This window comes from Burkholderia reimsis (assembly GCF_003294055.1).
In the GTDB taxonomy this organism is placed as follows: domain Bacteria; phylum Pseudomonadota; class Gammaproteobacteria; order Burkholderiales; family Burkholderiaceae; genus Burkholderia; species Burkholderia cepacia.
Genome location: NZ_QMFZ01000022.1, coordinates 67,233 through 91,323, shown reverse-complemented (window position 1 = coordinate 91,323; position 24,091 = coordinate 67,233). Strand labels below are relative to the sequence as shown.

16 protein-coding genes are annotated in these 24,091 nt (G+C 69.2%); 6 read left to right on the top strand and 10 right to left on the bottom strand.

All coding sequences use genetic code 11. From position 1 onward, the window contains the following. Window positions 1-60: 60 nt before the first annotated feature. A complete protein-coding gene (locus DPV79_RS24100) occupies window positions 61-939 on the top strand; it encodes an AraC family transcriptional regulator (protein WP_059490293.1) in 879 nt (292 codons plus the stop codon). A 159-nt stretch (window positions 940-1,098) separates the two neighbouring features. Here DPV79_RS24100 and DPV79_RS24095 read toward each other — a convergent pair whose 3' ends face one another. Both DPV79_RS24095 and DPV79_RS24090 read right to left on the bottom strand, forming a co-directional pair. Further along, window positions 1,099-1,491, bottom strand: coding sequence for a zinc ribbon domain-containing protein (locus DPV79_RS24095; protein WP_113046650.1), 393 nt, complete (start codon window positions 1,489-1,491; stop codon window positions 1,099-1,101). Window positions 1,492-1,501: 10 nt separating this feature from the next. After that, window positions 1,502-4,087 (bottom strand): heavy metal translocating P-type ATPase, encoded by a 2,586-nt coding sequence (locus DPV79_RS24090; protein WP_113046649.1) that lies wholly within the window; start codon window positions 4,085-4,087, stop codon window positions 1,502-1,504. A 92-nt stretch (window positions 4,088-4,179) separates the two neighbouring features. Here DPV79_RS24090 and cadR point away from each other — a divergent pair, with 92 nt between their 5' ends. Both cadR and DPV79_RS24080 read left to right on the top strand, forming a co-directional pair. Next, window positions 4,180-4,611, top strand: coding sequence for a Cd(II)/Pb(II)-responsive transcriptional regulator (gene cadR, locus DPV79_RS24085; RefSeq protein ID WP_014895515.1), 432 nt, complete (start codon window positions 4,180-4,182; stop codon window positions 4,609-4,611). 68 nt (window positions 4,612-4,679) lie between these two features. Further along, window positions 4,680-5,252: a PadR family transcriptional regulator gene (locus DPV79_RS24080; RefSeq protein ID WP_021164267.1), complete on the top strand. Its 573-nt coding sequence runs from the start codon at window positions 4,680-4,682 to the stop codon at window positions 5,250-5,252. A gap of 45 nt (window positions 5,253-5,297) precedes the next feature. Here the strand turns inward: DPV79_RS24080 and DPV79_RS24075 are convergent, their stop codons facing one another. From DPV79_RS24075 to DPV79_RS24060, 4 genes are all read right to left on the bottom strand, one after another. Continuing rightward, the gene (locus DPV79_RS24075) at window positions 5,298-6,728 is read right to left on the bottom strand and encodes an FAD-binding oxidoreductase (protein ID WP_113046648.1); all 1,431 of its coding nucleotides are present in this window, start codon (window positions 6,726-6,728) and stop codon (window positions 5,298-5,300) included. Between the two features lie 13 nt (window positions 6,729-6,741). Continuing rightward, a complete protein-coding gene (locus tag DPV79_RS24070) occupies window positions 6,742-7,530 on the bottom strand; it encodes an ABC transporter substrate-binding protein (protein ID WP_048026164.1) in 789 nt (262 codons plus the stop codon). A 72-nt stretch (window positions 7,531-7,602) separates the two neighbouring features. Next, window positions 7,603-8,757: a pyridoxal phosphate-dependent aminotransferase gene (locus tag DPV79_RS24065; RefSeq protein ID WP_027788697.1), complete on the bottom strand. Its 1,155-nt coding sequence runs from the start codon at window positions 8,755-8,757 to the stop codon at window positions 7,603-7,605. A gap of 210 nt (window positions 8,758-8,967) precedes the next feature. Next, complete coding sequence (locus DPV79_RS24060; RefSeq protein ID WP_113046647.1) at window positions 8,968-9,636, bottom strand: TetR/AcrR family transcriptional regulator; 669 nt, start codon at window positions 9,634-9,636, stop codon at window positions 8,968-8,970. Between the two features lie 121 nt (window positions 9,637-9,757). On the opposite strand from DPV79_RS24060, the gene DPV79_RS24055 reads away from it, so the two are divergent. Both DPV79_RS24055 and DPV79_RS24050 read left to right on the top strand, forming a co-directional pair. After that, window positions 9,758-11,410 carry an acyl-CoA dehydrogenase family protein gene (locus tag DPV79_RS24055; protein WP_113046646.1) on the top strand — a complete coding sequence of 551 codons (1,653 nt, stop codon included), beginning with the start codon at window positions 9,758-9,760 and terminating at the stop codon, window positions 11,408-11,410. A gap of 68 nt (window positions 11,411-11,478) precedes the next feature. Then, entirely contained in the window at window positions 11,479-12,987 is a 1,509-nt protein-coding gene (locus tag DPV79_RS24050; RefSeq protein WP_021164407.1) for a class I adenylate-forming enzyme family protein, read from the top strand. A 146-nt stretch (window positions 12,988-13,133) separates the two neighbouring features. On the opposite strand, the gene DPV79_RS24045 is transcribed toward DPV79_RS24050, so the two are convergent. The 4 genes from DPV79_RS24045 to hemE form a co-directional block, all read right to left on the bottom strand. Beyond that, window positions 13,134-14,273: a branched-chain amino acid ABC transporter substrate-binding protein gene (locus DPV79_RS24045; protein WP_027788703.1), complete on the bottom strand. Its 1,140-nt coding sequence runs from the start codon at window positions 14,271-14,273 to the stop codon at window positions 13,134-13,136. Between the two features lie 84 nt (window positions 14,274-14,357). Next, the gene (gene putA / locus DPV79_RS24040) at window positions 14,358-18,290 is read right to left on the bottom strand and encodes a trifunctional transcriptional regulator/proline dehydrogenase/L-glutamate gamma-semialdehyde dehydrogenase (protein ID WP_113046645.1); all 3,933 of its coding nucleotides are present in this window, start codon (window positions 18,288-18,290) and stop codon (window positions 14,358-14,360) included. A 433-nt stretch (window positions 18,291-18,723) separates the two neighbouring features. After that, window positions 18,724-20,985, bottom strand: coding sequence for a primosomal protein N' (locus DPV79_RS24030; protein ID WP_059493866.1), 2,262 nt, complete (start codon window positions 20,983-20,985; stop codon window positions 18,724-18,726). 454 nt (window positions 20,986-21,439) lie between these two features. Continuing rightward, the gene (hemE, locus tag DPV79_RS24025) at window positions 21,440-22,534 is read right to left on the bottom strand and encodes a uroporphyrinogen decarboxylase (RefSeq protein ID WP_279636580.1); all 1,095 of its coding nucleotides are present in this window, start codon (window positions 22,532-22,534) and stop codon (window positions 21,440-21,442) included. A 149-nt stretch (window positions 22,535-22,683) separates the two neighbouring features. On the opposite strand from hemE, the gene DPV79_RS24020 reads away from it, so the two are divergent. Beyond that, window positions 22,684-23,484, top strand: a complete 801-nt coding sequence (locus DPV79_RS24020) for a transporter substrate-binding domain-containing protein (protein ID WP_027788707.1) — start codon at window positions 22,684-22,686, stop codon at window positions 23,482-23,484. The last annotated feature ends 607 nt before the right edge of the window (window positions 23,485-24,091 follow it).

Genomic DNA, 24,091 nt, shown 5'->3' with positions numbered 1-24,091 from the left:
CGCAAGATTTATCAATTCGCACCGTGCTACCGTGGCGTCGGTTCCTGCCCGGATACGCCGATGACCGTCGAAACGAAACCCGACCAGCCTGCCTGGGCCCGCTACGCGGCAAGCGTGGCGCGCGTCCACGAATACATCCGCGCGCACCTCGACGGCCCGCTCGACCTGAACCGGCTCGCCGAAGTCGCGTGCCTGTCGCCGTATCACTGGCAGCGCGTCTATCGCGCGCTGTACGGCGAATCGATCGTGCTGACGGTGCGGCGGATGCGGATCGTGCGCGCATCCGAGGATCTCGTGTGCACGGCGCGTCCGATCGACGAGATCGCGCGGCGCGCGGGCTACGGTTCGACGCACGCGTTCGCGCGGGCGTTTCGCGACGCATACGGTGTGCCGCCCGCGCAGCACCGGCGCACGGGCAGCCACCGGCCCATCTATCCACTACAGAGAGGAGAGGAAGACATGTTCAAGCATGAAGTCGAAATCCGGCGGCTGCCGGAACTGCGTGGCTACGCGGTGGCGCACACGGGCGCGTACATGAAGGTCGGCGACGCGTTCGGGCGGATCGGCGCCTGGGTCGGGCAGCACGGGCTGATCGGCCCGGGCGCGAAGATGATCGGCATTTTCTACGACGATCCGGACACGACGCCCGAAGCGCAGCTGCGCGCGAAGGCGTGTTTCATGCCGGCCGACGGCGCGCCGGACGTCGAGCCCGTGCCGCCGGTCGAACGCGCGACGGTCGCGGGCGGCGAATACGCGGTGCTGCTGCACACGGGGCCGTACGCGGACCTGAAGACGGCCTACCAGTGGCTCTACGGCGACTGGCTGCGTCATTCGGGCCGCGAAGCCGCCGACGCGCCGCCGTTCGAGCTGTACCTCAACACGCCGATGGATGCGGCGCCGGCCGACCTGCGTACCGAAATTCATCTGCCGCTACGCTGAGCAAAAGGTACGTCGTGGAGCCGTGTATCTGGACGGACCGCGACGATATTGCCGGCGCGAGCTGGCCCGGGACGATATCGGGCAGGCTGGTGCGCCGGCCGTCGAACGAAGCGCGCCGGCCGGTGCTTTTGCGCAGCCGGCACGAGCGCGCGGACCTCTTCAAGCCGCCTGCGTCCCGCAGCCGGGACAGAACCGCGCGTCGGCCGCCAGCGCCGCATGGCAGCGGCTGCAGGCCTTGCCGCGTTGCGCCGCGCCACACTGCGCGCAGAAGCGCGCATCGGCCCCATTGAGCGCGCCGCAGCCGGCGCACGCGAGCTGGCTCAGCGGCACGTTGCCGCCCTGGCCGCCTCGCCCGCCACTGGTGTCGGCCGGCGCCTGCCAGCCCCAGCCGTGGCGATCGCGGCCGCGCGCATCGTGGCCGCCGTGTGCGTCCCGGCGCTGCCCGCCGTGATGCCCGCCTCCGCCGCCGTGGCCGCCATTGCCGTGGCCGCTGCCGTGGCCGCTGCCGTGGCCACCGCCGTGGCCGCCCAGGATTCGCTTCAGAAAGCTCATCGCCCGCTCCTCAACGCGTGGCCTGCGTACCGCCGAACGCCCCGGAGGACGACAGCAGCCGCAAGCCGTTGGCCACGACGATCAGGCTGGCGCCCGCGTCGGCAAAGACCGCCATCCACATCGTGCCGAGCCCCGCGACCGTGAGGCCGAGGAACACGACCTTCACGCCGAGCGCGAAGCCGATGTTCTGCACCAGGACGCGATGCGTCGCGCGCGACAGCCGCACGAACGCGGGAATCTTGCGCAGGTCGTCGTCCATCAGCGCGACGTCGGCCGTCTCGATCGCCGTATCGGTGCCCATCGCCCCCATCGCGAAGCCGATGTCGGCACGTGCGAGCGCCGGTGCGTCGTTGATCCCGTCGCCGACCATCCCGACCGCGCCCGCGCCGCCGGCCGACAGCTCCTCGACCGCCGCGAGCTTGTCTTCCGGCAACTGGTTGCCGCGCGCGTCGTCGATGCCGGCCTGCTTCGCGATCGCCTGCGCGGTATGCGGGTTGTCGCCCGTCAGCATCGCGGTGCGGATGCCGAGCGCGTGCAGATCGGCGATCGCTTCACGGCTCGTGTCCTTGATCGTGTCGGCCACCGCGAAGATGCCGAGCACGCGCGCTTCGTCGACCAGCACCACGACGCTCTTGCCCTGCCGCTCGAGCGCATCGAGCTTCGCTTCGAGCGCCGTCGAGCAGCGCTCGAGCTCCTCGACGAGCCGGTGGTTGCCGAGCCAGTAGCGCGTGCCGTCGATCGTGCCGCGCACTCCGCGCCCGACGATCGCTTCGAAGTCCTGCACATCGGCGAAGGCCGTCGCGCCGGCGTCACGGGCCGCGGCGGCGATCGCCTGCGACACCGGGTGATCGGAGCGGGCCGCGAGGCTCGCACCGAGGTGCCGCACCCGCACCGCATCGGCATCGGTCGCATGCAGGTCGAAGTCGGTCTGCACCGGCTTGCCGTGCGTGATCGTGCCGGTCTTGTCGAGCGCGAGCCAGGCGAGCTTGCGCCCTTCTTCCAGATAGACGCCGCCCTTCACGAGAATCCCGCGTCGCGCCGCGGCCGCGAGCCCCGACACGATCGTCACCGGCGTCGAGATCACCAGCGCGCACGGGCAAGCGATCACGAGCAGCACCAGCGCACGGTAGATCCAGTCGTGCCACGCACCACCCATCACGAGCGGCGGCACCACCGCCACCAGCAGCGCGACCGCGAACACGATCGGCGTGTAGATACGCGCGAACTGGTCGACGAAGCGCTGCGTCGGCGCCTTCGCGCCCTGCGCCTCCTCGACCGCGTGGATGATCCGCGCGAGCGTCGAGTTGGCCGCCACCGCCGTCACGCGGTATTCGAACGAACCCGATTCGTTGATCGTGCCCGCGTACACGGCGTCGCCGGCCGCCTTTTCGACGGGCAGGCTCTCGCCGGTGATCGGCGCCTGGTTCACCGTCGAGCGGCCGGCGACGACCTCGCCGTCCAGCCCGATCCGCTCGCCCGGCTTCACGCGCACGACCGCGCCGAGCGCCACCTGCGCGGCCTCGATCGTGCGCCACGAGCCGTCGGCGTTCTGCACGGTCGCGGTGTCCGGCGCGAGCTGCATCAGGCCCTGGATCGCATTGCGCGCGCGGTCGAGCGACTTCGCCTCGATCAGCTCGGCAATCGTGAACAGCACCATCACCATCGCGGCTTCGGGCCACTGGCCGATCGCCATCGCCCCCGTCACCGCGATGCTCATCAGCGCGTTGATGTTCAGGTTGCCGTTGCGGATCGCGATCCAGCCCTTCTTGTACGTGGTGAGCCCGCACGCGAGTACCGCGGCGAGCGCGAGCGCCGCCGCGAGCCACACCGGCAGCCCGGCCCACGTCGCGCCCTCGGATGCGATCGCGGCGACGCCGGCCAGCGCCAGCGGCCACCACGGCTTCGCGGGCGGCGGCGCGGCGGGCGCGGCCGGTGCGTCGGCCGACGCGGCTTCCGGCGTCATGCCGAGCGAGCGGATCGCGCTTTCGATCGCCGGCTGCGCGCCGGGCACGTGCTCGACGCTCAGCATCCGCTGCATCAGGTTGAATTCGAGCGCCGAGACCTGCTGCATCCCGCCGAGCTTCTTGCGGATCAGCGTTTCCTCGGTCGGGCAGTCCATCTGCATGATCCGGAACGCGGAGCGCACGTGGCCCGACGCGGTCGCCTGCGCGACCGGCAGCGGCGCGAGCGTCAGCGCGGCAGGCGCGCAGCAGTCGCCGGCCGCGTGGTCGTGGTCGTGGTCGTGGTCGTGGTCGTGGTCGTGGTCGTGGTCGTGGTCGTGGTCGTGACCGGCATGGTCGTGCTTGCCGTGGTCGTGAGAGCACGCGTCGCCGTGTACATGGCCGTTGCCTTCCGCATGATCGTGGCCATGACCCGAATGGTCGTGCGCGCCGTGGTCATGCGTGCACGCCGCGCCGTGCCGATGCGCGTCGCCGTGATCGCCGTGATCATGGTCGTGGCCGTGCGCGCGCTCGCCGGCCGCAGGCACCGCGTCGACGACGGTCGCCGTCTGCGTGTCGCGCGAATCGGCGCAGCACGCATCGGCGCCGCCGGCATGACGGTGTCGTGGGTCGTGGGTACGCTGGGCATCGGTCATGACAACCTCCTCAATGGCTTTCAATGGCTTGACGGAGTAGAGTTAACACCCTGAAGCCACTACAAGGTCAACCCTTGCACGGGAGAAAGACAATGAAGATCGGCGAACTGGCCAAGGCGGCCCGCTGCACACCCGAGACGATCCGTTTCTACGAAAAAGAGGGGCTGATGCCGGATGCGGAGCGCACCGACTCGAACTACCGCAACTACACCGACGTGCATGTCGAACGGCTGCGCTTCATCCGCAACTGCCGCGCACTCGACATGGCCCACGACGAAATCCGCGCGCTGCTGCAGCTCACCGACACGCCGGCCGATCCCTGCGATTCGATCAATGCGCTGCTCGACGAACACATCGGCCACGTCGATGCGCGCCTCGCGGAACTCACGCATCTGCGCGACCAGCTCACCGAATTGCGCCGGCAATGCGTCGGCGAGCATTCGGTCGAGGATTGCGGCATCGTGCACGGTCTCGCGACGATGGAAACCGTCGCACCGGCCGCGAAACGCTCGCACCTCGGCTGAAACCCTTGTGAAATATGATAGTTTCGTCGAGAATAGTTATATTCTTACTAGATATGTGATAACTATTCATGTCCGCTAGTCGCCCGTCCCCGCTCGCGCTGGCCGTCCTCGCGACGCTCACCGAAACGCCGATGCATCCGTACGGGATGCTGCAGCAACTGAAGGCCCGCGGGTACGACGAAGTCGTCAACGTCCGGCAGCGCACGAGCCTCTACCAGACGATCGACCGGCTGCTGCGCGACGGGCTGATCGCCGTTCACGACACCGAGCGCGATGGCGCGTTTCCCGAGCGCACGCTGTATGCGCTGACCGAGGCCGGGCACACGGCCGGGCAGGCATGGCTGCATGCGCTGCTCGCGGAGCCCGCGCGCGAATTCCCGGCGTTCGGCGCCGGCCTCGCATTCCTGCCGCTGCTCGACGCCGAAGATGCCCGCCACCAGCTCGAGCTTCGGATCGCCCGGCTCGACGCCGAGCGCGAGCGCCTCGAAACGCTGCGCAACGCCGCGCAGGCCGACCAGGTGCCGCGCCTGTTCCTGCTGCAGAACGAACATGCGCTCGTGCTGCTCAATGCCGAGCTCGGATGGGCGCGCAGCGTCGTCGAACACCTGAAGATCGGCGCGCTGCGCTGGGTGGACGGCTGACGAATCACGCAGACGGGCGCCCGGCGGCGGCAGGCAATGCCGCCGTCAAAGCACCTTGCCGGGATTCAGGATGCCGCCCGGATCGAGCGCGGCCTTCAGGCGTCGCATCAGCCCGATTTCCGCGTCGCTGCGCGTGTGCGCGAGATAGGGCCGCTTGAGCACGCCGATCCCGTGCTCGGCCGACACCGAACCGCCCATGTCCCGCACCACCGCGTACACGCAGTGATCGAGCGCATCGGCGTCCGCATCGCTTATCCCGGCCAGCGACACGCCGATATGCACGTTGCCGTCGCCGACATGCCCGAAGAACAGGCACACGGCATCCGGCCATTGCATGCGCAGCGCCGCTTCGCAGCGTTCGGCGAACACGCCGAGTTCGCCGGTCGGCAAACTCACGTCGAAGTTGACCAGATGCGGCAGCGCGTCGATCGCGAGGCCTTCGCGCAGCGTCCATAAGTCCCGCGCCTGCCGCTCCGACGTCGCGAGCACCGCATCCTCCACGAGCCCGGCCTCGATCCCGGCCGCGAGGCCGGTTTCCAGCGCCTGGTGCGCATCGCCGCCCGGTGCGCTCGTCGCGCATTCGATCAGCACCGCGAAGCCGTCGTCGCCGACAAACGGCGCCGAGACGCCCGGCGTGCGGCGCGCAACGTAGTCGTAGAACGCCGGCCACATCGCCTCGAAACTGACGACCTCCGGCAGCGTGCGCACGCGATTCCACAGCGCGATGACCGCGTCGTAGTCGCGCACGCGGCAGAGCGCCGTGGCCGGCGCGGCGAGCAACGGATGCAGCCGCAGCACCGCACGCGTGACGACGCCGAGCGTCCCCTCACTGCCGATGAACAGCTGCTTCAGGTCGTAGCCCGCGTTGTTCTTCAGCATCCGGTTCATCGACGACACGACCGTGCCGTCCGCGAGCACGGCCTCGAGCCCGAGCACCTGCTCGCGCATCATCCCGTAGCGGATCGCGCGCGTGCCGCCCGCGTTGGTCGCGAGCATCCCACCGATCTGGCACGAGCCGCGTGCGCCGAGATCGACACCGAACGTGAAACCCGCCGCTTCCGCGGCTTCCTGCACCGTCTGCAGCGGCGTCCCGGCGCGCACGGTCATCGTGCCGGCCGCCGCGTCGAGCGCGTCGACGCCCGTGAAGCGTTCCATCGACAGCACGACCTCGCCGCCGAGCGCGACCGCGCCGCGCGCGAGCCCCGTCAGGCCCCCCTGCGGCACGACCGCCTGGCCGAGCCGCGCGCACAGCGCGAGCGTGCGCGACACGTCGTCGACACTGCGCGGACGCACCAGCGCGCGCGGCCGCGCGCCGGCCGGCTCGTTGTAGGCGGTGAAATGACGCGGATCGATGTCGGCCGCGCGCGTGACGAGCGCATCGCCCAGTTCGGCGACGAGCACGGCTTCGAGCGCGTCACCCGACAGCGGGGTGCCCGCCGGTTCGCCGCCCGCGGCGGTCGTGTTCCGGTTCTGCATCGCGCAGCCCCGCTTACTTCGCCGAAATGTCGATATCGCCGAAATACTTCAGGCCGAGCGACTTCACCGTGCCGTCCGCCTTCAGCTTGTCGATCGCCGCATCGAGTTTCGCCTTCAGCGCGCTGTCGCCCTTGCGCAGCCCGAAGGCGATGCCGCTGCCGAGGATCCGGTCGTCGTGCACGGGCTGGCCGACGAACGAAAAACCGTTGCCGTCCGGACGCGACAGGAAGCCGCGCTGGCCGGACGGTGCGAGCACGAGCGTCGCGTCGAGACGGCCCGCGACCAGATCCGCATACGCCTGGTTCTGGTCCTGGTACGCGACGACCGCGACGCCGGCCGGCTCCCAGTGCGCCTTCGCGAAGGTTTCCTGGATCGACGCCTGCAGCACGCCGACCCGCTTGCCCTTCAGCGATTCCGGCGTCGGCAGCAGGCCGCTGCCGGTGCGCGCGATCAGCTGGGTCGGCACGCGATAGATGATCGTCGTGAAGTCGATCGCCTGGCGCCGCTGCTCGGTCGCATTCATCGCCGAGTTGATCGCGTCGAACTTGCGGCCCTTCAGCGCGGGAATCAGGCCGTCGAACGACGTCTCGACCCATTTGCACGACAGTTTCGCCGTCTGGCAGACGGCGTTGCCGACGTCGATGTCGAAGCCCTGCAGGTCGCCGTTCGGCGCTTTCGATTCGAACGGCGGGTATTGCGCCTCGAGGCCGAAGCGCAGCGTCTGCGCATCGGCGAGCGCCGCGCCGGAACCGATGGCGCACGCGAGTGCGAACGCGAGTTTCAGGGTGGCCGTGTGCTTCATCGTGATCTCCTGTGTCTGGTCGATGCGACGTACCCGTCGCCGGATGCCCGTGGCCGGATGCCGTACGGGGGGTTACAGCGAACGCAGCCGCCGCGCGCCTTCGACCAGCGTCGCGTCGTCCTTCGAAAAGCTGAGCCGGATCACGCCGGCGTCGGTGCCGTCGGTGTAGAACGCCGACAGCGGAATCGTCGCGACGCGCGCGTCGCGGATCAGGCGCAGCACGAAATCGCTGTCGCTTTCGTCCGAGAAGTGCCGGAAACGCGCGAGCATGAAGAACGAGCCCTCGCTCGGCAGCAACTCGAAACGCGAATCGGCCAGCTCGCGCGCGAGCAGGTCGCGCTTGGCCTCGTAGAACGCCGACAGGCCGAGATAACTGTCCGGCCGCGCGAGGATCTCCGCGAACGCGATCTGCATCGGCGTATCGGCCGAGAACACCATGAACTGGTGCACCTTGCGGATCTCGTCCATCAGTTCGGCCGGCGCGAGGCAATGGCCGACCCGCCAGCCGGTCACGTGGAACGACTTGCCGAACGACGACACGATCACGCTGCGCTCGGCCAGCTCGCGGTGGCGCGCGACGCTCTGGTGCTGCGCGCCGTCGAACACGACGTGCTCGTAGACTTCGTCGGACAGCACGACGATGCCCGTGTCGCGCGTGAGCTGCGCGAGCCGCTCGAGATCGTCGGCCGAGAACACGGTCGCGGTCGGGTTGTGCGGCGTGTTGACGATGATCATCCGCGTGCGCGGCGTGATCGCGGCCGCCACTTCATCCCAGTTCACGCGGAAGTGCTCCGGCGACAGCTTGATCGCGACAGGCGTCGCGCCCTGCAGCCGCACGATCGGCGCATAGCTGTCGAACGACGGCTCGAAGTAGATCACCTCGTCGCCCGGATGCACGAGCGCGCTGATCGCCGCGTACAGCCCCTCGCTCGCACTCGCGATCACCGTGATCTCGGTGGCCGGGTCGTAGCGCGCGCCGTACAGCGCCTCGGTCTTTTCCGCGAGCCGCTCGCGCAGCGCCATCACGCCGGCCATCGGTGCGTACTGGTTGTGCCCGTCGCGCATCGCGCGCGCGACGCCTTCGACGAGCGCCGGATCGGGCGCGAAATTCGGCGCCCCCTGCGACAGGTTCAACGCATCGTGCCGGGCGGCCAGCTGGCCGATCACCGTGAAGATCGTCGTCCCGACGTCGGGCAGTTTCGAACGGGGCGCGGTGGCGCTTCGCATGACTCCTCCTTCTGATGTCCTTCGGGCGGCCCCGCGCGACGCGCGCGGCCTGCATCTGCCGCATGATTTAGCCCGAGCCAATATCGGCGGACAAACGAAAGTTCGTCATGGCGGCCATGCATTTTTCTCATGGCCCATGGAGAGAAGTACACGGCGGCAAGGCTCGCCTGCCCGGCCGACATGCGAATCAGGCATTTCCCTGAAGGGATGCTACCGGCCGGCCGCCGCCAGATAGGCGAGCAGCACGGCCCGCAGTTCATCGCGCAGCGCGGCGATGTCGAACGCGGGCCCGAGCGTCAGCAGCGCCTGCGAGAGCCCGCCGTAGCAGAGCGTGTGCGCCATCCGCGCGATCCCGTCGAGCCGCGCGGCCGGCGGCGGATCGGCCGCGTGCGAGAGCGCGTCGCGCCACAGCGCGACGTACGCGTCGTAATGCCGGCGGTAGGCGGCGAGCGGCGACACCTGCCGCTCCAGCGCGAAGAGCGCGCCCCACAGCGCCGCGTCGGCGCCGATCGCGTCGACCTGCAGGTCGACCAGCGCGGCGGCGAGTTCGGCCCGCGGCGCACCGCGCAGCCGCGCCACCGCGTCGCGCAGCCGGTCGGCCAGCGCCAGCACGTGTCGATGGATGCAGAGCGCCGCGAGGCTCTGCTTGTCGCCGAAATACTCGTAGAAGGTGCCGATGCTGACGCCCGCGACGGCCGCGATCTCGCGGATCGTCGCTTTCGCGTAGCCGCGTTCGAGCAAAAGCTGAACGAACGCCTGCTGCAGCGCGTCGGAACTCGCCTGCGCGCGCGACTGGCGCGGCCGGCGGCGCAACGCGGGCGCGGGTTGCGCCGCCGGCTGGCCGGGCGGCGCCGGAACCTGAACATGTCGCGGCGGCATATTTGCTACTCTGGAAATCAGCAGGGCATGCGTTTTACCGGGGGCCGGAACCGGCGCCGAAGCGTCATCCGTGCGGCATGACGCCGGCCGCCCGCGAAGCATGAGACCGGAGACAACCTCGATGACCGAATCGACTCACGCCGTCACGAACCAGTTCGACGAACTGGTCGACTATAACCTCTTCACGACGGACATCGCGCTGCGCGACGCGCTCACCCGCGCGGGCGCCGACTGGGCCGTGCCGCGGCTCGACGCATACGGCGCGTGGCTCGGCAGCGCCGACACCGCGCGGCTTGCCGACGAAGCGAACCGTCACACGCCGGAACTGAACACGTTCGACCGGCGCGGCCGGCGCATCGACCGCGTCGACTTTCACCCGGCGTGGCACGCGCTGCTCGGCCGGTACCGCCAGGAAGGCTTCGTGTCGCTCGCGTTCCGCGAGTCGCGCCGCGGCCGCTGGGCCGCGACCGCGGCCGGCTTCTACCTGCATGGCCAGATCGAGGCCGGCACGCTGTGCCCGGCGACGATGACGCAGGCCGCGATCCCCGTGCTGCAGAAGGAGCCCGCGCTGTGGGCGCTGCTGCGCGACAAGCTCTACAGCGACGACTACGATCCGCGCGACGTGCCGGTCGCCGACAAGCGCTCGATCTGGTTCGGCATGGGCATGACCGAGAAACAGGGCGGCTCCGACGTGCGCGCGAACACGACGCTCGCGACCGCCGTCGGCGCGGGCGGGCGCGGCGGCGAATACCGGCTGCGCGGCCACAAGTGGTTCTTCTCCGCGCCGATGTGCGACGCGCACCTCGTCGTCGCGCAGACCGAAGGCGGCGGTCCGTCGTGCTTCTACGTGCCGCGCTGGCGGCCGGACGGCACGAAGAACGCGGTCGAGATCCAGCGGCTGAAGGACAAGGTCGGCAACCGCAGCAACTCGAGCAGCGAGATCGAGCTGAACGACGCGTGGGGCATCATGCTCGGCGACGAAGGCCGCGGCATTCCGACCATCATCGAGATGGCCACCTACACGCGGCTGAACTGCGTGCTCGGCAGTGCGGCGATGCTGCGCCAGGGCGTCGTGCAGGCGATCGCGTACACGCGCCAGCGCCATGCATTCGGCCGCGCGCTCGCCGAACAGCCGCTGATGCGCACCGTGCTGGCCGATCTCGCGCTCGAAAGCGAAGCCGCGCTCGTGCTGGCGATGCGCCTGGCCGACGCGTTCGAGCGCGACGACTCGCCGCGCGAACGCGCCTGGAAGCGCATCGTCACGCCCGCCGCGAAATTCTGGGTGTGCAAGCGCGCGGTCGAGCTGACCGGGGAGGTGATGGAAGTGTTCGGCGGCAACGGCTATGTCGACGACGGCCCGATCGCGCGGCTGTTCCGCGAGGCGCCCGTCAACTCGATCTGGGAAGGCTCGGGCAACGTGATGTGCCTCGACGTGCTGCGCGCGGTGTCGCGTGAACCCGACGCGGCTGCCGCGCTGTTCACCGAACTCGCCGATCTCGGCGCGGGCGAACCGCGCATCCGCGCGGCGCTCGACGCGCTGCGCGCGATGCTCGACGCACCGGCCGACACGCTCGAGGCGTCGGGCCGCGTGTTCGCGCAGCGCCTCGCGCTCGTCGCGCAGGCGTGCCTGCTGCGCCGCGACGCGCCGGCGGCCGTCGCCGACGCGTTCGTCGCGACACGGCTTGCCGCGCCCGACTGGGGCCGCGTCGCGGGCGGCTTCGACCCGCACGCGATCGACGTCGCCGCGCTGCTGCAGCGCGCGTACCCGGCCTGACGCCCGTTCGTCCGGCCCGGTTCCCCCGTTCGCCCCCGCTCGCCTTCGTTCGCCCGCCCGGAGCCCCGATGAACCTCGTCGCCGCCCTCGACCGCGCCGCCCGCGCGACGCCCGACAAACCGTTCCTCGTCAGCGAATCCGCGACGATCACCTATGCCGCCGCGCGCGAGCGCTCGCACCGCGCGGCGGCCGTGCTGAGCGCGCTCGGCGTCGCGGCCGGCGACCGTGTCGCCGCGATGTGCTTCAACACGCCGGCCTTCGTCGACCTGATGTTCGGCGCGTGGCGGCTCGGCGCGACGTTCGTGCCGATCAACCACAAGCTGCAGGCGCCGGAAGTCGACTACGTGCTCGAACACAGCCGCAGCAAGGCGCTGCTGTTCGACGTGACGCTCGCGCCGGTGGTCGAGCGCATCGTGCATCCCGCGCGACGGCTCGTGACCGAAGGCGAGCTCGACGGCGTGCCGTGCTTCGACACGCTGTGCGCGACGATGGACGGCCTCGCGGGCATCGAGCCGGCCGACGGCGACATCGCGCAGATCCTCTATACGTCCGGCACGACCGGCCACCCGAAAGGCTGCGTGCACAGCCACCGCACCGTGACGCTCGCCGCGATGCAGGCGGCCCTCGCGACCGGCATCGGCCGCAACGAGCGCACGCTGATGGCGATGCCGATCTGGCATTCGTCGCCGCTCAACAACTGGTTCGGCGGCACGCTGTATGCGGGCGGCACCGTCGTGCTGCTGCGCGAATACCATCCGCTGCGGTTCCTGCAAACCGTCGAGCGCGAGCGCGTGACGCTGTATTTCGGCGCGCCGGTATCGTACCTGCTGCCGCTCGACACGATCGACGGTTTCGCGGCGTTCGACCTGTCGAGCGTGCGCGCATGGCTGTACGGCGGCGGCCCGATCGGCGCCGCGCAGGCCGAACGGCTCGCGCGCGCGTATCGCAGCGACGCGTTCTTCCAGGTGTACGGCATGACGGAAGCGGGCCCGGCCGGCACGACGCTGTATCCGGACGAGCAGATCGCGAAGGCCGGTTCGATCGGCCGCCACGGCGGCCCGGGCGTCGACCTGCGCGTCGTGCGGATGGACGGCATCGACGCGCAGCCGGGCGAGACCGGCGAGATCTGGCTGAAGACCGACAGCATGATGCTCGGCTATCTCGACGATGCGGCCGCGACCCGCGCCGCGTTCGCGCCGCACGGCTGGTATCGCACCGGCGACATCGCGCGAATCGATCAGGATGGCTACCTGTTCATCGTCGACCGGCTGAAGGACATGATCGTGACGGGCGGCGAGAACGTTTATTCGAAGGAAGTGGAGGACGTGCTCGGCGCGCATCCGGACATCGCCGAGGCGGCCGTCGTCGGTGTCCCGCATCCCGACTGGGGCGAGACGGTCGTCGCGCACGTCGTGCCGCGCGCGGGCACGGTGCCCGACGCGGACGCGCTGCGCGCGTTCTGCGGCGAGCGGCTCGCCGCGTACAAGATTCCGCGTGAGTTCACGTTCGTGCAGGCGCTGCCGCGCACGCCTACGGGCAAGCTGCAGAAGTTCCTGCTGCGTGTGCGTCGCGAATAGGCGCATATAGCCGCTTAAATTCGCTTGTAGCCGCTTGCCCTCCGCGGAAAAAAGAAAAAGCCACCCGGCCCGACGGCCAGGTGGCTTTTTCGCATGAGGCGCGGGACGACGCATTGCAACGCCGCCCGCGCGTCACATCAGGCTGCTTACTTGCCGCCGATGCTCTTCAGCGGCTTCCACTCGCCCTTCTCGACCTTGTACATCGTGATGCCGCCGTTCTTCAGGTCGCCCTTCGCGTCATACGCGACGTGCGTCGACGTCACGCCGGCCATGTCGGTCTTCGCGAGCACCGGCAGGTACTTCGCCGGATCGGTCGAATCGGCCTTCTTCATCGCGTTGAACAGCGCCATCGCGCCGTCGTACGCATACGGCGAGTAGGTCTGCACGTCTTCGCCGAAGCGCTTCTTGTACTTGTCGGCGTACGTCTTGCCGCCCGGCATTTCTTCGAGCGGCAGGCCTGCCAGCGAAGCGATCGTGCCGTCGGCCGCGTTGCCCGCGATCTTCAGGAACGTCGGCGTCTTCACCATTTCGCCGCTCATCAGCGGGGCGGTGATGCCGAGCGTCTTCATCTGCTTGACCATCGGTGCAGCCTGCGAATCCGCGCCGCCGTAGTAGACGAGATCCGGCTTCGCCGCCTTCAGCTTGGTCAGGATCGCCTTGAAGTCCACCGCCTTGTCGTTCGTGAATTCACGGTCGACGATCGTCGCACCGCCGGCCTTCGCGGCCTTCTCGAACTGGTCGGCGAGACCCTGGCCGTAGGCCGTGCGGTCGTCGACGATCGCGATCTTCTTCATGCCGAGATCCTTCGACGCGAACGTGCCGGCCACCGAGCCCTGCTGCGTGTCGGACGTCATCATGCGGAAGGTCGTCTTGTAACCCTGCTGCGTGTATTCCGGTGCGGTCGCCATCGCGATCTGCGGAATGCCCGCGTTCGCGTAGATGCGCGAGGCCGGAATCGTCGTGCCCGAGTTGAAGTGGCCGAGCATGCCCTTGATGCCGTCGTCGACGAGCTTCTGCGCGACCGTCGTGCCGGTGCGCGGGTCAGCCTGGTCGTCCTGCGTGTCGAGTGCGAACTTCACCGGCTTGCCGCCGATCTTCGGGCTCGTCGCGTTGAAATCCTCGATCGCGAGCACGATCCCGTTCTGCATATCCTTGCCGTAGTGCGCCTGCGCGCCCGTCATCGGCCCTGCGTAACCGATCTTCACGTCATCCGCATGGGCCGTCCCCGCCAGCGACATGACCGCGACGAACGTCGCGCCTGCCACCTTTTTCATCGTGTGTTGCATAGCATCTCCTTGGTACCAGGGTAAATGGAGCGGCTTCGGGATCGCCTGGCCGCTTCCTTTGTTTGATCCGAACGGCAAGGATGATCAGCCGATCGTCATCAAATTCGCATTGCCGCCCGCCGCGGCCGTGTTCACGCTCACCGAGCGCTCCGTCAGCAGCCGTTCCAGCGCGTAATCTTCCGCATCGCCGTTCTCGAACGCGCCCACCGACACGCCCTGCACCGACACGATCGGGCCCGGCCGCTGCGCGACGTCCTTCACGAGCGTCTGCAGTTCGTCGCTGTCGCCTTCGAACAGCACCGCGTCGAACGGCGTATCGGCCTGCTTGCGCACGGTCGCATGCGCCTTCAGCGACGCCGGCAGCGCGGCGACCAGCGCCTCGCCGGCCGCGCCCGCGAACAGCGCGCGGTTGCCGGTCGCCAGCACCGCCGCGAACTGCGCGCGCGCGCCGCCCGGCGTCGCCGCGACACACAGCACCGTGCCGCGCGGGCCGAGTGTATACGTGTTTCGCTCGCCCGTCGGGCCGGTCAGCACGGCAGTCGCACCGGCCGGCACCTGCGCCAGGTAACCGTCGCAACGCGCGGCCAGTGCCGGCTCGCGCTGCTCGATCAGCCAGTCGCGCAGCGTCGTGAGCGCTGCCGCCGGGTTGCCGCGCGCATCGCCTTCGACCGCGCCGTCCGCGATCAGCGTCTGCGCGAGCGAACGCGGCAGGCCCGACGGACGCGTCGCGAGCAGGCGCTGCAGGTACAGCGCGCCGCCGGCCTTCGGGCCCGTGCCCGACAGCCCTTCGCCGCCGAACGGCTGCACGCCGACCACTGCGCCGATCACGTTGCGGTTCACGTAGATGTTGCCGACGTGCGCATTCGAGATCACGTGCGCGATCGTCTCGTCGATCCGCGTGTGGATGCCGAGCGTCAGGCCGTAGCCGGTCGCGCGGATCTGCTCCAGCAGCTTGTCGAGCTGGCTGCGGCGGTAGCGCACCACGTGCAGCACGGGGCCGAACACTTCGCGCTTCAGCTCGTCGATGCTGCCGATCTCGATCAGCGTCGGGGGCACGAACGTGCCGTGCGCGCAGGCTTCCGGCGCCGGCAGCTGCGTGACCGCGTGGCCCTTCTCCTTCATCGCCGCGACGTGCGTGTCGATCGTCTGCTTCGCTTCACCGTCGATCACCGGGCCGACGTCCGTCGACAGCCGGTCGGGGTTGCCGAGCGCCAGCTCGTGCATCGCGCCCTTCAGCATCGTCAGCGTGCGGTCCGCGACATCGTCCTGCAGACACAGAACGCGCAGCGCCGAACACCGTTGACCGGCCGAGTCGAACGACGACTGCATCACGTCCGCGACAACCTGCTCCGCGAGCGCCGACGAGTCGACGATCATCGCGTTCTGGCCGCCCGTTTCCGCGATCAGCGGGATCGGCTTGCCGTCCGGGTCGAGGCGCGCCGACAGCGTCTTGTTGATCAGGCGCGCGACTTCGGTCGAACCGGTGAACATCACCGCACGCGTGCGCGGATCGGCGACCAGCGCCGCACCGACGGTCTCGCCGTCGCCCGGCAGCAGCTGCACCGCGCCGGCCGGCACGCCGGCCTCGCGCAGCAGGCGCACGGCCTGGGCGGCGATCAGCGGCGTCTGTTCGGCCGGCTTCGCGAGCACCGTGTTGCCGGCCGCGAGCGCGGCGGCCACCTGGCCCATGAAGATCGCGAGCGGGAAGTTCCACGGGCTGATGCAGACCACGGGACCGAGCGGGCGGTGCGTGTCGTTCGAGAATTCGTCGCGGATCTGCGCGGCGTAGTAGCGCAGGAAGTCGACCGCTTCGCGGATCTCGGCGATCGCGTTCGGCAGCGACTTGCCGGCTTCGCGCACGATCAGGCCCATCAGCGTGTGCATCTGCGCTTCGAGCAGGTCGGCCGCGCGCACCAGGCAATCGGCGCGTGCGTCGACCGGCGTCGCCTGCCAGATCGGCGCGGCGGCCACCGCATGCGCGAGTGCCGCGCTCACGTGTTCGGCCGTCGCTTCGCTGACGGTGCCGACGGTGTCGCGCTGGTCGGCCGGGTTGCGCACGTCGCGGGCCGGCGCGTCGGCGAGCGTGTCGTCGGCGAGCATCGGCGCCGCGCGCCACGGGAAGTGCGCGCTCGCGAGCAGCGCGGACGACAGCGACGCGAGGCGGTGTTCGTTCGACAGGTCGAGGCCCATCGAGTTGGGACGCTCGTCGCCGTACAGGTTGCGCGGCAGCGGGATCTTCGCGTGCGGCGCGCCGAGCGGCACGACCTTCGACGCTTCGTCGACCGGATCGGCGACCAGTTCCTTCACCGACACCGATTTATCCGCGATGCGGTTCACGAATGACGTGTTCGCGCCGTTCTCGAGCAGGCGGCGCACCAGGTACGCGAGCAGCGTCTCATGCGTGCCGACCGGCGCGTACACGCGGCACGGGCGGTTCAGCTTGTCGCGGCCGGTGACCTCCTCGTACAGCGGCTCGCCCATCCCGTGCAGGCACTGGAATTCGTACTGGCCCGGGTAGTAGTTCTGGCCCGCGAGCTGGTAGATCGCGGCGAGCGTGTACGCGTTGTGCGTCGCGAACTGCGGATAGACGGCGTCGGGTGCGGCGAGCAGCTTCTTCGCGCACGCGAGGTACGACACGTCCGTGTAGATCTTGCGCGTATAGACCGGATAACCTTCGAGGCCGTCGACCTGCGCACGCTTGATCTCGGTGTCCCAGTACGCGCCCTTGACCAGACGGATCATCAGGCGGTGACGGCTGCGGCGCGCGAGATCGATCAGGTAGTCGATCACGAACGGGCAGCGCTTCTGGTAGCCCTGCACCACGAAGCCGATGCCGTTCCAGCCCGCGAGATCCGGATCGAAGCACAGCGCCTCGAGCAGGTCGAGCGACAGCTCGAGACGGTCGGCTTCCTCCGCGTCGATGTTCAGGCCGATGTCGTAGCGGCGCGCGAGCAGCGCCAGCGCGCGCACGCGCGGCAGCAGCTCGCTCATCGTGCGGTCCTGCTGCGAGCGCGAGTACCGCGCGTGCAGCGCCGACAGCTTGATCGAGATGCCCGGGCCTTCGTAGATGCCGCGGCCGCCGGCCGCCTTGCCGATCGCGTGGATCGCCTGTTCGTACGACGCGTAGTAGCGCTGCGCGTCCTCTTCGGTCGTCGCCGCTTCGCCGAGCATGTCGTACGAGTAGCGGAAGCCGCGCGCTTCGTACTTGCGGCTGTTCGCGAGCGCTTCGGAAATCGTCTCGCCGGTGACGAACTGCTCGCCCATCAGGCGCATCGCCATGTCGACGCCCTTGCGGATCAGCGGCTCGCCGCCGCGGCCGATCAGGCGCGTGAGCGCCGACGACAGCCCCGCTTCGCTGTTGGTCGTCACGAGCTTGCCGGTGATCATCAGCCCCCAGGTCGCCGCGTTCACGAACAGCGACGGCGCGTGGCCGACGTGCGAGCGCCAGTCGCCCTTGCTGATCTTGTCGCGGATCAGCGCATCGCGCGTCGCGCGATCGGGAATGCGCAGCAGCGCCTCGGCGAGGCACATCAGCGCGACGCCTTCCTGGCTCGACAGCGAGAATTCGTGGATCAGCCCTTCGACGCCGCCGCCCGAGCTCTTCTCGCGCAGCGCCTCGACGAGCTTCGTCGCGAGCGCCTGCACGTCCGCCTGCAGGTTCGCGGGCAGGCGCGCCTGGCCGAGCAGGAACGGCACGCATTCCGGCTCGGGGCGGCGGTACGCGGCCGTGATCGCCGCGCGCAGCACCGATTGCGGCTGCACGTTCTGCGCGAATTCGAGGAACGGATGCGGCGAGTTGTCGTCGTCGCCATCCGCAGCCTGGCCGTCGGCGAGCTCCGTGACGCCGCTGTGGCCCGACAGCTCGGGCGGCAACTGGCCGTGCTCGATCCGCTCGAGATACGCGAAGATCGCCTGCTTGATCAGCCAGTGGGGAGTGCGCTCGAGACGCGCGGCTGCGTCCTTGAGGCGCGAGCGGAGAAGGTCGTCGACCTTGACGCCGAGAGTCGTGCTTGCCATGGTGGGTTCGTGCGCCGGTGCGAGCCCGGCAATGTGGTGTGAGAGGATGCGCGAAATCCTACGGCACGCAATAAAAAGGTGCAACCAAATTGCGAGACGGGTTGCACCCTTGGGTTAGTCAATATAATCAGCCACTTATGCGGTTGCAACCTAGGAGTTGCCCGTGGTCGGGGGATCGGTGTTTTCCCTGAGCAGGCCGATTTGACATGTATGCGCAACCTTCCCCGCGCGTGGCGGCGGACGAAAACGGGTTGCACTGGGGTGGCGGTGGATGGGGCGCCCGGGGGTGGCCGTGCGGCAAGAGGCGGTTCGGGGCTGCCCGACGGCACGGGCGTCGACGCAGCGGCACGTGGTGTGCGGTGCTCGGCACTCGGCACTCGGCACTCGGCACTCGGCACTCGGCACGCCGCACGACGGCCGCATGGCGCGCCGCTCAGATATCCAGCGGATCGACCTCGACGCTCCACCGCAGCACGCCCTTCAGCGCGCGCAGCTCCGGCTGCCACGCGCGCAGCGCATGCTGGAGCGCCGCCCGCGACGCGCTTTCGAGCAGCAATTGCGCGCGGTGGACGTTCGCGACCTTGACGATCGTCATCGGCACCGCGTCGTACACGGTCACGCGATCGGCGCCCGGCAACCCCGGCAATGCGGCCGCGGCTTGCAGCAGGAATGCGAGCGCCGCGTCGAGCGTGCGCCCCTCGGCGCGCAGCAGCGCCTGGTAGACGAACGGCGGCAGGTGCGCGTCGCGGCGCTCGCCGAGCGTCGAATTCGCGAAGCCGACGTAGTCCTGCCGCCCGAGCGCGTGATACAGCGCGTGACGCGGGTAGCGCGTCTGCACGAGCACCTCGCCCGGCAGCCCGGCGCGCCCCGCGCGGCCGCTCACCTGCATCAGTTGCGCGAACAGCCGTTCGCTCGCGCGGAAGTCATGCGAGAACAGCGCCGTGTCGGCATTGAGCACGCCGACGAGCGACACACGCTGGAAGTCGTGCCCCTTCGCGATCATCTGCGTGCCGACGAGGATGTCGACCTCGCCCGCATGCACATCGGAGAAAAGCGCCTGCGCACTGCCCTTGCGGCGCGTGCTGTCCGCGTCGATCCGCAGCACGCGCGCGCCCGGCACGGCCTCGGCGAGCGCCTCCTCGATGCGTTGCGTGCCGCGCCCGAGCGGCGCGATGTCGACGTTCCCGCACTCGGGGCACGATCGCGGAATGCGGGCTTCCCAGCCGCAGTGATGGCAGCGCAGCGCATGCTCGGGCTTGTGCAGCACGACGTACGCGCTGCAGCGCGGGCAGCCCGCGACCCAGCCGCATGCGTCGCACGCGAGCTGCGGCGCGTAACCGCGCCGGTTCAGGAACACGAGACTCTGCTCGCCGCGTTCGAGCCGCGCCTTCAGCGCCGCGACGAGCGGCCCCGACAGCCCGCCCATCGACGCGCGGCCGCGCCGCCGCTCCTCTTCGAGGTCGATCAGCCGCACGGTCGGCAGCGTCGCGTCGGCCACCGCGCGGCGCGACAGCGTGAGCCGCGTGTAGCGGCCCTGCTCCGCCTGCCACCAGCTTTCGAGCGACGGCGTGGCCGAGCCGAGCACGACCGTGACGCCGAGCTGCTTCGCGCGCCACACGGCGAGATCGCGTGCCGAATAGCGCAGCCCTTCCTGCTGCTTGTACGCGGGCTCGTGCTCCTCGTCGACGACGATCAGCGCGAGCGCCGGCATCGACGCGAGCACCGCGAGGCGTGTGCCGAGCACGATCCGCGCTCGCCCCGTATGCGCGGCGAGCCAGTTGCGCGCCCGCTCGCCCTCGGCGAGCCCGCTGTGCAGCGTGACGATCGCGTCGTCGGCGAGCGCACCCGCGAAGCGCGCGCGAAACGCGGCCTCGAACTGCGGCGTCAGGTTGATTTCGGGGACGAGCACGAGCGCCTGCGCGTCCGGCCGGGCGTCGAGCAGCGACGCGAGCGCGTGCAGATAGACCTCGGTCTTGCCGCTGCCCGTCACGCCGTGCAGCAGGAACGGCGCAAAGCCCTGCGCGGCGCGGATCGCGTCGAGCGCCTCGGCCTGCTGGTCCGTGAGCGCCGGCGGCACAGTTCGTCCACCGGCTGCCAACAGGTTATCCACAGCTTTGGGCACAGGCGCATCGGCCCAGCCGATCTCCTCGACGTCGACCCAGCCGCGCGCCGCCCAGTCGTCGAGCGTCGCGGCCGCCTTCGGGTGCAGCGCGCGTGCATCGGGCAGCGCGAGCGAGCCGGTGTCGACCAGCGCCTGCGCGAGGCGCCGCAGCGCGGCCCCGCGTGCGGGCAACGCATCGGGCAGCGCCGCGCGGCCGGCCTCCGTCGGCCGGTAGCGCACCTCGGGCGCGAGCAGCCGCCCCCAGCGCCCCGCATCGCGCAGCGCCTGCGGCAGCGCCGGCAGCGCGACCTCGCCGCGCCCGCGCTGGTAGTAATCGGCGGCGAACGACACGAGTGCGAGCCAGTCCGGCGACAACGGCGGCAGGTCGGTGCAGATCGCGTCGACCGCGCGCAGCCGGGACGGCGGCACGTCGGTGTGAGTCGTCACTTCGCAGACGAGCCCGACCGCCTGCCGCTTGCCGAACGGCACCTGCACGAGCGTGCCCGGCACGGGCGCCGGTTGCGCGTCGCAGCGATAGTCGAACAGAGTGGCGAGCGGATGGTCGAGCGCGACGCGCAGGTAGGTGCCGCTCATCGCGGCGCTCCGGCGGCGGCACGCACCGCATCGAGATGGGCGGCCGGCATCCGCGCCCGCATCGTGGCGGCGGACTTAAAGTAAAACTTCAGATTCGGCGCTAAGTTTTGGATTCGCATTAGGAATCGCCGTATACCCTGCCCAGCCTGTGGATAACTTTGTTGAGAACTCGCCGCTCACCGGCCGCAACGCACGCGGGGCCGCGCTTTCCGCTGATTTTCGCCGCTTGTTGCGGTGCCCCGCGGAGCCTTATTCCATAAGGCTGCTATTCAAATTACCGAACCATAGCGAGGCAATTTGACCGACACAGGGCTCTACCGCGCTGCAACGAGGAAAATGTGTATAAGTCAAGTCTTGACAAGCACTGAATCGGCAACCGGTGCGGGGTTGCGCCCTGTTTAGCGCCAATAACGAAACGCTGTCACCCCGCAGTGCAGCATGACAGCGCTTGCGTTCAGCCGGCGGCTCCGCTACGGATCGCGCGGCTGTGGTTATGCACCTCGTCGACGAGTTCGGCGACGTGATCGGGCGACGTGAATTGCGAAATACCGTGTCCGAGGTTGAATACATGGCCCGGATGGTTGCCGTAGCTGTCGAGCACCGCGCGCGCCTGCTCGCGCACCGCGGCGGGCGGTGCAAACAGGATCGTCGGGTCGAGGTTGCCCTGCAGCGCGACACGCCCCGCGACGCGCTCGCGCGCGGCGCCGAGGTTGACCGTCCAGTCGAGCCCGACCGCGTCGACGCCGGTCGCCGCGATCTCCTCGAGCCACAGCCCGCCGCCCTTCGTGAACGTGATGACCGGCACGCGCTCGCCGTCATGCTCGCGCTTGAGCTGCGCCACCACGCGGCGGATGTAGTCCAGCGAGAAGCGCTGGTACGCGCCGTCCGCCAGCGCGCCGCCCCACGTATCGAAGATCATCACGGCCTGCGCGCCCGCTTCGATCTGCGCGTTCAGGTAAGCAGCCACGGCCTGCGCGTTCACGTCGAGAATCCGGTGCATCAGGTCGGGGCGCGAATACGCCATCGACTTCACGGTGCGGAAATCGTCCGACCCGCCGCCTTCGACCATGTAGCACGCGAGTGTCCACGGGCTGCCCGAAAAGCCGATCAGCGGCACGCGCTGGCGGCCCTGGCCGTCGGTGAGCGCGCGGCGAATCTCGCGCACCGCGCCCGTCACGTAGCCGAGCGTCTCTTCGATGTCCGGCACCGCGAGCCTCGCGACGTCGGCCTCGGTACGCACCGGATGCGCGAACTTCGGCCCTTCGCCGACCTGGAAGTCGAGGCCGAGGCCCATCGCGTCCGGAATCGTCAGGATGTCCGAGAACAGGATCGCGGCGTCGAGCGGAAAGCGCTCGAGCGGCTGCAGCGTCACTTCGGTCGCGTATTCGGGATTCTTCGCGAGACCGAGGAAGCTGCCGGCGCGTGCGCGCGTCGCGTTGTATTCGGGCAGGTAGCGGCCGGCCTGGCGCATCAGCCAGATCGGCGTGTAGTCGGTCGGCTCGCGCAGAAGCGCACGCAGGAAGGTGTCGTTGAGCAGGGTATGGGCCACGGTAGGAGCGACGGTGCGAAGGCAAAGCGGCATTTTACCGGACAGCCGCCGCAAGGCTGCGCATGCCGGCGCGATGGCGGCCATATGACGCGCGCGATGGCTCCGTTATGATCGGACGCTCATATCGAACGAAACGAAGGAGGAGACCGATGAAACCATTCGCCACGCTCGCCGCCGCCGCGTTGTTTTGCTGCGCCGCCGCGCACGCGCAGACCGCGGCGGGCGCAGCCGCTGCCGCACCGGGCGCCGGCTCGCGGCTCGACGACGTGCTCGCGCGCGGCACGCTGCGCGTCTGCACGACGGGCGACTACAAACCGTATTCGTACTACCGTGCGGACGGCCGCTTCGAGGGCATCGACATCGACATGGCCGAATCGCTCGCGAAATCGCTCGGCGTGAAGACCGACTACGTGAAGACGAGCTGGCCGAACCTGACCGGCGACTTTGTCGCGAAATGCGACATCGCGGTGGGCGGCGTCTCGACGACGCTCGAGCGCCAGAAGCGCGTGTTCTTCACGCAGCCGTACGTCGTGGACGGCAAGACGCCGATCGTCCGCTGCGCGGACGCCGACAAATACCAGACCGTCGCGCAGATCGACCGGCCGGAAACGCGCGTGATCGTGAACCCGGGCGGCACCAACGAGCGTTTCGCGAAGCAGTATTTCACGCACGCGAACCTCACGGTCTATCCGGACAACGTAACGATCTTCAAGCAAATCCTCGCGGGCAAGGCGGACGTGATGGTGACGGATGCGTCCGAGACGCTGCTGCAGCAAAAGCTGAATCCGGGCCTGTGCTCGGTGCATCCGGACAAGCCGTTCCAGTTCGGCGAGAAGGCGTACATGGTGCCGCGCGGCGACGTCGCGTTCCAGCAGTACGTCGACCAGTGGCTGCATCTCGCGCTGTCGACCGGCGAATACCAGGCGATTTCGGACAAATGGCTGAAGTAAGCGGGTTCGCACGCGGCGTCCCGCAGCGACTTTAGCGGGCACCGACCCCGCGGCCGCCGCCCGCGAAAATCGCTGCACGGCGGCGGCCGAATCGCCGCCGTTACACTTCGACGCAGCTCGCCGGCGCCGGCAAAATCGGCCCGATGCCGGCGAACTGGCCGAACGGTCGACTTCCGCGCCGGCCAATCACGTTTCAAAATCTTTCTGACGAATGAATCGTCATGCGCGGCATCTGCCGAACCGCGCATTTTCTCGCGTGCAAATCGGCAATTCGTCGAGCCTGATACGCATGAAAAACGCATCGTGCGCACGCGCTGAAAACGCTGCGGAAAATATGGGTAAAAATGACCTTTTTCGGGCCCTCAAAAACAGCAAAAAATCCCGGAAAGCCTTATCTGGCGGGCGTTACAACCTGAAACACTTTGTTACCGCGAGGGGTCATTAATTCGCCCACAATGGCCTCAACGGTTTCAACACGGATGCGGTCTCGTGTGCCAAGTGTGAGCGGACGCGAAGCGCTGCGAGCCAGTCGGTCACGTACCGAAGCCCTTCCGAGGGGCATCCCTGTTGGAGTCGTTTCCGGCCCCCCGCCGGACTCGGTTTCATC

Coding starts and splice junctions, on each gene's coding strand:
- DPV79_RS24100 (WP_059490293.1), top strand. CDS start 61: ATGACCGTCGAAACGAAACCCGACCAGCCTGCCTGGGCCCGCTACGCG.
- DPV79_RS24095 (WP_113046650.1), bottom strand. CDS start 1,491: ATGAGCTTTCTGAAGCGAATCCTGGGCGGCCACGGCGGTGGCCACGGC.
- DPV79_RS24090 (WP_113046649.1), bottom strand. CDS start 4,087: ATGACCGATGCCCAGCGTACCCACGACCCACGACACCGTCATGCCGGC.
- cadR (WP_014895515.1), top strand. CDS start 4,180: ATGAAGATCGGCGAACTGGCCAAGGCGGCCCGCTGCACACCCGAGACG.
- DPV79_RS24080 (WP_021164267.1), top strand. CDS start 4,680: ATGTCCGCTAGTCGCCCGTCCCCGCTCGCGCTGGCCGTCCTCGCGACG.
- DPV79_RS24075 (WP_113046648.1), bottom strand. CDS start 6,728: ATGCAGAACCGGAACACGACCGCCGCGGGCGGCGAACCGGCGGGCACC.
- DPV79_RS24070 (WP_048026164.1), bottom strand. CDS start 7,530: ATGAAGCACACGGCCACCCTGAAACTCGCGTTCGCACTCGCGTGCGCC.
- DPV79_RS24065 (WP_027788697.1), bottom strand. CDS start 8,757: ATGCGAAGCGCCACCGCGCCCCGTTCGAAACTGCCCGACGTCGGGACG.
- DPV79_RS24060 (WP_113046647.1), bottom strand. CDS start 9,636: ATGCCGCCGCGACATGTTCAGGTTCCGGCGCCGCCCGGCCAGCCGGCG.
- DPV79_RS24055 (WP_113046646.1), top strand. CDS start 9,758: ATGACCGAATCGACTCACGCCGTCACGAACCAGTTCGACGAACTGGTC.
- DPV79_RS24050 (WP_021164407.1), top strand. CDS start 11,479: ATGAACCTCGTCGCCGCCCTCGACCGCGCCGCCCGCGCGACGCCCGAC.
- DPV79_RS24045 (WP_027788703.1), bottom strand. CDS start 14,273: ATGCAACACACGATGAAAAAGGTGGCAGGCGCGACGTTCGTCGCGGTC.
- putA (WP_113046645.1), bottom strand. CDS start 18,290: ATGGCAAGCACGACTCTCGGCGTCAAGGTCGACGACCTTCTCCGCTCG.
- DPV79_RS24030 (WP_059493866.1), bottom strand. CDS start 20,985: ATGAGCGGCACCTACCTGCGCGTCGCGCTCGACCATCCGCTCGCCACT.
- DPV79_RS24020 (WP_027788707.1), top strand. CDS start 22,684: ATGAAACCATTCGCCACGCTCGCCGCCGCCGCGTTGTTTTGCTGCGCC.